The sequence below is a fragment of the Okeania sp. SIO2F5 genome (assembly GCF_010692685.1).
GTDB lineage: Bacteria > Cyanobacteriota > Cyanobacteriia > Cyanobacteriales > Microcoleaceae > Okeania > Okeania hirsuta.
The window spans coordinates 1-3,016 of the sequence record NZ_JAAHGU010000271.1 but is presented as its reverse complement, the minus strand read 5'-3'; the positions used below and the strand labels follow the sequence as shown (position 1 = coordinate 3,016).

Genomic DNA, 3,016 nt, shown 5'->3' with positions numbered 1-3,016 from the left:
GTAAACAATTTCAAGCTATAAACTGTAAATTATCAATACCATTACAGACATCCTTAAAACTTTAAGGTTTAGCGATCGCCTAATTTATGAAAAATACAGCTCATACAGTTACTTTTATATTACATTGCAAATATCTATGTAACATGTAAAGATGCCAGCGCTCATTGCTATATATCTTTAGAGACTGTTTGTAAAGTTTTGTAGTATACAATGATTGACCTTTAAACTGTAACAACTTGGTTATTTATCCCAGATTTATAGGCTGAAATACCCAATTTGCCAGGGGTAAAAACACTTCATAATTCTTTACAAACGACCTCTTACTAATGGGGAGGTAGGGAGATGGGGACATGGGGAGATGGTAATCAAATATAGCATTAAGTACCTAAGCAAAATTATTTACCTATCCCAATTCTCTGCGCTCTTTAGAAGTTCAAGAATTCAATTTGTATAAATGTGTAATTAATTTTGCACAACCACTTACTATTTAGAAATGGTATTAGGTAACAGTGGTAAGAATGTTAGATTTTATCATATTTGATTATATTTTTGGTTTGAAAAATCCTGCAAAAAAAATCTTTGTTTGTAGTTGCACTTTAGCACTGTAAGAATCAGACCTCTAACTACAGGCTTTTCTTTTTTCTGTAGAATAATAATAGTTTTTATTCCTATTATATTATACTAGTTAAAAAAATAATGCTTGTGGATATATCTGCCTATTTCTCTCTTTTAATTACTGCATTATAGATCAAAATGAGATTTTATGGCACAATATAATACTTGGATTTAATAGGAGTTATTTATGGTATTTTATTGGTTAAAATCACAGTATATTTCTAGGAATACCCTCATTTTTTTAGGCGTTAAGATAGCTCAATTACAGCAGATAAAAATCTGTGATTTAAAACATAAATCAGCTTTGTTAAAAATGTTTAAAAAGAACTCGATATTGATTGCTGGATTAACTATATTATCACCTATTTTTACCACTATTTCTGCCTCTGCTGCCGAAAATCTTATAATTTCTATTCCTGCTCTCGACATTACAGATCCAATCGTAGTTTCTTTGCCACCTTTTCAACTAAAAATACCAATTGAATCTATCGAAAGGTTTGCTAAAGAAGGAGAATTTAGCAAAGAATTTACCTTTTATTCTGAGCTGCTCACAACAGAAGAAACAAAAGAAATACAGACAGTTCTGAAAAAACAAAAACAAGAACTAAGAGAACTTTTTCAAAACCGTTTTGATGTTAATCCTACTATTGTCAACACATTTATGGAAGAACCAGCAGGACAAGAAGTTCTGAAAAGATTAGGTAAAATCCTGAAAACTGGAGAAAATAAAAATGGGAGTGCAGCTCTCCAAACAGCTTTTCAGTTAGCTCTTGCAGAACCAGATGGTTTGACTATTATTAATGTGTTGAAAAATTTTCCTGGAGATTTGTTAATAGAACTTGAAGAAGGTATCAATTTAACTGAAGAATTAATCGAAAGATTTGTAGAAGAACGCTTGATTGTAATAGAGCTACAAAATCAAGCTCAAGAACGATCGCTTAGTGAGAATAAAATTGATTTTAATAATTTTCCAGATTTAAGACAACCAGGAAATATAAGATGGGAAAAACAATCTATTACCTTTAGAAATCCTAATCGCGACCGCTCTTCTCCAGCAAATATTTATCTGCCAAAAAGTTCTGGAAATAAATTAATTCCTGTAATAGTTATTTCCCATGGTTTAGGTTCAGACCTAAATAGCTTTGCCTATCTTGCCGAACATTTAGCATCTCATGGTTTTGCAGTAATAGTACCAGAACATATTGGTTCAAATGCAGAAAAACTTGAAAATATCTTTGCAGGTTTTAGCAGACCTGTAGATGGAATGGAATTTATTAATCGCCCACTAGATATTAAATATTTACTGGATGAATTAGAGGCAAAAATAAACTCCGATCCAATCTGGCGAGGTCAGCTAAATTTTAAACAAGTGGGAATAGTAGGTCAATCTTTTGGCGGTTATACTGCTTTAAGTCTTGCAGGTGCTCCCCTAGACCTAGAAGATCTACGAAAAGATTGCCAATCTGAAGATACTAAATTTATCTTTAATTTATCTCTATTATTACAGTGTCAAACGAGTAATTTACCAGCAGAAATAACCGAAAATTTACGAGATGAACGTATCACAGCAGCTATTGCAATAAATCCAATTAGTAGTGGTGTATTTGGACCTGAAAAAATTAGTAAAATTGCAATACCCTTGATGATTGTTGCTAGTACTAGAGATATTTTTGCTCCACCAATTCCAGAGCAAATTTATCCATTCATTAGCTTAACTACTACAGATAAATATTTAGTTATTAGTGAACCAGCAACTCACTTTTCGTTTATTGCTGTAGAAGAAGAAGAGGAAGTTTCTATAGAACTACCAATCAAATTAATTGGTCCCGATCCTACTTTAGCTTATCCTTTTATCCAGGTACTAGGTTTAGCCTTTTTTCAAGCTTATCTGATAAATCAATCTCAATCATTACCATATCTAAGTGGGTCTTATCTACAATATATTAATCAACAACCATTTACTTTCGGTGTATTACAGTCTCTCACAGAAGACGATCTACAACAGGCGATCGACAATTTTTCCAAACGATTTAGTAATACTAATTAGGGTTTGCATATAGAAAGTCTTTTTGTTAGGGTAGGGAGTAGGCAGTAGGCAATAGTTAAGAGTTAAGAGTTAGGATTTAGGGAAGTTGTAGAAGAGGTAGTCATTAATCATTGCCCCTAGCCCCCAGGGAACAAAACTGTAAGCAGTCAGCCGTCAGCTAAAAGCGCATAAACTGATGACTGAAAGCTGAAAGCTAAATGCTTACACAAAACTTTCTTTTGCCCCCCTGTTTCACCGGGGGAGATGTCAACCTATTACACTAAACTATTCAGCGTCAGTTTCAAAGATCGCAAATCGTAGCCGAGCTGCCGACTCTTCTATTTCTACCAAAGACTCAATACTAACAAGTACTTT

Annotated in this window: 1 protein-coding gene; it reads left to right on the top strand. The window is 33.2% G+C overall.

Annotated elements, in window-relative coordinates; all coding sequences use genetic code 11:
- The first annotated feature begins 928 nt into the window (after positions 1-928).
- Positions 929-2,662: an alpha/beta hydrolase gene (locus F6K27_RS32755; protein ID WP_161565107.1), complete on the top strand. Its 1,734-nt coding sequence runs from the start codon at positions 929-931 to the stop codon at positions 2,660-2,662.
- The last annotated feature ends 354 nt before the right edge of the window (positions 2,663-3,016 follow it).